Here is a 5202-nt window from a genome sequence, read left to right as displayed (position 1 = left end):
GTTTCAATGGGTAATGCACTAGACTATGATGGATCTAATGATTATGTGCAAACCGACACTTCTCCTATTTTGATAAGTGGAAGTTACACGGTTGAAGCGTGGGCAAAACCTAGTACTACTAGTGGAACCCTGTCAATAGTTTCTTCCCGAAATGCCGGGGCATCTTTTGATTTTAAACTTACGGGCGGAAACGTGATACATGGTGACATAGGTACCGGAAGCTCTTGGTTAACAACAACCGCTGACGCTATTTATACTTACACGGCTAATCAATGGTTGCATATTGCATACGTTGTTACCCCAACCGGATATACTATTTATGTAAACGGTCAACAAGTCAGCACAAATACTTTCAGTGGCACACCCCTGTTTATAAATACCACAAGCATATTAGATATTGGCTCTTTGGGGGGATACGCAGAATTTTTTACCGGAAGCATAGACGAAGTTAAAATATATAATGTGGCCCTTACACAGGGGCAGATACAATCAGATATGGCTAATGCAACACCTGTGCTGCCCGGAAACATAAAGTTTTATTACAACTTTAATACCGGCACAGCCAATGGTTCTAATCCGGGAGCCAATGTATTATACGACCAAAGCAGCAACGCTCTTAATGGTACATTATACAATTTTGCACTAAGTGGCAATACAAGTAACTGGATAGAAAATAGCAATGCACCAGTTGGCCAAACACTTTGTAATGGTACTACCGTTGCCGACCTGACGGCTACAGGCACGGCCTTAAAATGGTATACCGCTTCTACCGGGGGCAGCGCACTGGCAAGTACTACTGCACTAAGCACGGGTACTTATTATGTATCGCAAACCCTAAACAGTTGCGAGAGTACACGCACAGCCGTAGCTGTAACCATAAGTACTACCGCTGCGCCTGCCGCTTTGGCACAAACACTTTGTAATGGTGCAACTGTGGCTAACCTTACGGCTACAGGCACCGCCTTAAAATGGTATACTGCTGCAACCGGCGGTAGTGTACTGGCAGGTACTACTGTACTAAGCACAGGTAGTTATTATGTATCGCAAACACTAAATGGCTGCGAGAGTACACGGACGCCAGTAGCGGTAACCATAAATACTACAGCAGCACCAACAGCTTCGGCACAAACACTTTGTAATGGTGCAACGGTGGCTAACCTTACCGCGACAGGTACGGCATTGCAATGGTATACTGCTGCAACCGGTGGTAGTGCACTTGCCTCAACTACTGCCTTAAGCCCCTCTACCTATTATGTATCGCAAACACTTAACAGTTGTGAGAGTGTCCGCACAGCGGTTGCGGTAACCATAAATCCCACTACTGCTGTGCCAACCGCTACAGCCCAGACATACGCTAATGGCACTACAGTAGCCAGCCTTGTAGCCACAGGCACCAATCTGCAATGGTATAGCGCAAGCACAGGAGGCACTGCATTAGCTTCAACAACACCACTTACCACAGCCACGTATTATGTAAGCCAGACCGCTAACGGCTGCGAAAGTACACGTACGGCTGTAAGCATTACTGTTACCTATCCTATACGCTATGTAAAACCAACGGCATCGGGTACCGGAGATGGCACCAGCTGGGCTAATGCCAGCGCTAACCTGCAGGGTATGATAGATATAGCAAATGTACAACAGGTATGGGTGGCAGCAGGCACTTACTATCCTTCCGGAAACGGTTTCCACCTGGTAAACAACGTAGCCGTATACGGAGGTTTTAACGGTACTGAAACAACGCTTTCGCAACGCAACTGGGTAACTAACCTTACTATTCTTGGGCCTTATAATCAAGGTCTGATAATTAATAACGGTTCTGGACTGGCGCTTAATGCCACTGCTATACTTGATGGCTTTACACTAACCGGAGCTAATACCAATGGTTATGGAGGTGCAATTTCTAACAATGTTTCATCGCCTACACTAAGAAACCTCATCATAAAAGGAAATGCAGCGTACTGGGGAGGTGGAGTATTTAATTATGATAATTCTTCTCCTACACTTATTAATGTGGTTATAAGCGGTAACAAGGCATTATATTACGGCAGTGGTATATATAATGGATCTAATTCTTCGCCTATATTGATAAACGTAACCATAAGCGGTAACAATAATCAAGGTGTTTATACGGCTGGAGGATCTCCTGTATTACGAAATTCAATTGTATATGGTAACGGCCAGCCTATATCTGGCATCACACCTACTTATTACAACTGTTTGATACAATGGGTTAACAACACGTCAAATGGCAACATAAACGATATAGACCCATTATTTGTAAATGCGCCAGACCCTTACTCGGCTCCGTTTACTACAGGAGACTATCACCTGCTACCGTGCAGCCCGGCGCTTAACATGGGCAACAACAGCTATGTTCCCGTAGGCACTACAACCGACCTGGATGGGTACGCGCGTATTTACAATACCCTTGTAGATATTGGTGCATACGAATTGCAGCAACTACCGTCTGCGCCCGCAGCGCCAACCGCTTCGCCACAAACATACTGCGGCGGAACCACGGTGGCAGGCCTTGTGGCTACAGGTACAGCATTAAAGTGGTACACCGTAGCTACCGGAGGTAGCGCACTGGCAGGCACCACGGCATTAAGTACCGGCACCTACTATGCTTCGCAAACAATAAATGGCTGCGAGGGCAGCCGTGTGGCGGTACCAATAACCATAATTACTACACCGCCACCAACAGCGTCTGCACAGGCCTACGCTACAGGAGCTACGGTATCTACCCTGGTGGCTACGGGCACAAACCTGCAATGGTATACAACAAGTACCGGTGGCACCGCATTAGCTCCCAACACACTGCTTACCACCGCCACGTATTATGTAAGCCAGACTCTTAATGGTTGCGAAAGCTTCCGCACTTCGGTATCGCTGACACCATTATACCCTATACTCTATGTGAAACCAACGGCATCGGGCACGGGAGACGGTACCAGCTGGGCTAATGCCAGCAGCAGCCTGCAAAGCATGATAGATGTTGTGGGCGTACAGCAGGTATGGGTGGCAGCGGGAACGTATTATCCTCCCGGTAATGGTTTCCACCTGGTAAACAATGTAGCCGTATACGGAGGTTTTAACGGTACTGAAACAGCGCTTTCGCAACGCAACTGGACTACTAATGTTACTACACTTAGTGGCTACAACCAGTTTCTGATAATTAATAACACTTATAGCACTGACTATGTACTTACCTCCACTGCCGTGCTGGATGGCTTTACCTTAAGCGGCGCAAACAGAAATGATGATGGTGGCGCTATTTATAACAGGTCTGCCTCTCCTACATTCAGGAACCTCATCATAAAAGGAAATTCGGCCTACTCGGGCGGGGCAATGTGTAACTATGAGAATTCTTCCCCTACACTGATTAATGTGATTATAAGCGGTAACAAGGCATTGTATACCGGTAGTGGTATACAAAATGCTTCCTCGTCTTCACCTACATTGATAAATGTAACCATAAGCGGTAACAATAATAACGGTATTTATAATAGCGGAGGCTCCTCTACTATACTGCGAAATTCAATTGTATATGGTAATGGCCAGCCTATATTTGGCCCGGTTACTTACTATAACTCTTTAATACAATGGGGTAATGATTATACAAATGGCAACATAAACGATGTAAACCCGTTGTTTGTAAACGCACCTGAATTTTACAACGCGCCGTTTACCACGGGAGACTACCGTGTTTTACCGTGCAGCCCGGTACTTAACGCAGGAAACAACAGCTATATTCCTGTTGGAGTTACATCCGATCTTGCCGGAAACACCCGTATTTACGACACAATAGTAGATATAGGCGCTTACGAATTGCAGCAGGTGGCATCTATACCTGTGGCGCCAACCGCTTCGGCACAAACATTTTGCGGTGCAACAACCGTGGCAGGCCTTGTAGCTACAGGAAGTAACTTACAATGGTACAGCGTGGCTACCGGGGGCACTCCCCTTGCCTCAACAACATCCCTAATCAGTGCTACGTATTATGTAAGCCAAACCGTTAACGGCTGTACTGGCCCTAGGACTGCTGTTGCCGTAACTGTTTACAACACCGCTGCGCCCACAGCATCGGCACAAACTTTTTGTAACAGTGCCACAGTAGCTAACTTAACAGCTACCGGCACGGCATTAAAATGGTATACCGCGGCATCAGGTGGTAGCGCACTTGCCTCAGCTGCGGCAATTACAACGGGTACATACTATGTGTCACAAACGCTTAATAGCTGCGAGAGTGTCCGTACAGCAGTAGCGGTAACCATAAATACTACAGCTGCGCCAATAGCTTTGGCCCAATCGTTTTGTAACAGTGCCACAGTAGCTAATCTTGTAGCAACCGGCGCTGGCCTAAAATGGTATACTTCGTCTACAGGAGGCAGTGCCCTTGCCTCAGCGGCTGCGCTTAGCACAGGTACATACTATGTGTCGCAAACACTTAACGGTTGCGAGAGTACACGCACAGCCGTAGCCGTAACCATTAACACTACAGCAGCGCCAACTTTCTCGTCACAAAGTGCTTTCTGTAATGGGGCAACTGTGTCTGATCTTGTTGCGACCGGTACTAATTTAAAATGGTATAGTACGGCAACAGGCGGCAGCGAATTGGCTGGCACCACATTACTGAGTTCAGGAAACTACTACGTTTCACAAACATTAAATGGTTGTGAAAGTAACCGTATAACAGTATATGTAATCATACAAACAGTAACTCCGCTAACGGGTAATACCAACCAGACGTTCTGTTCTTCATCGGCTAACTTAGACCAGATTGTTGTAGACGGATTTGCTACAGGATATATATCGTGGTATACAACACCTACGGGAGGTGAATCCCTACCTACATCAACACTCCTGGTAGACGGTACCACCTATTATGGTGCCAAACGCACAGGCACATGCGAAAGTGCCGAAAGGCTGGGCATAACCGTAAACATTGTTGAAAAAATATGGACAGGAACCATGGACAGCGATTGGAATAACAACGCTAACTGGTGTGAATACACTATACCGGGCGCGGGTGATAATGTTGTAATACCCGCCACCGACGCTAACAACCACCCGCTGCTCTATATGCCTGTGGTGAGCACCGGCGTTGCCCACGCAAAAAGCATTACCATTACCGATGCTGCCGCTACGCTTACTGTAAACAGCGGAGCTACGCTAAGGGTAGAAAATACGATAACCAGT

General features: G+C 46.8%; 1 protein-coding gene. It reads left to right on the top strand.

Features of this window, described 5'->3' with window-relative positions:
- A partial coding sequence (locus ACLI09_RS17905) for a LamG-like jellyroll fold domain-containing protein (protein ID WP_411421015.1) occupies positions 1 to 5202 on the top strand: 5202 nt, incomplete at both ends.

Origin of the sequence: Flavobacterium sp. RHBU_24 (assembly GCF_046613695.1) — a bacterium.
GTDB lineage: Bacteria > Bacteroidota > Bacteroidia > Flavobacteriales > Flavobacteriaceae > Flavobacterium.
This window is presented reverse-complemented; position numbering and strand designations above follow the sequence as displayed.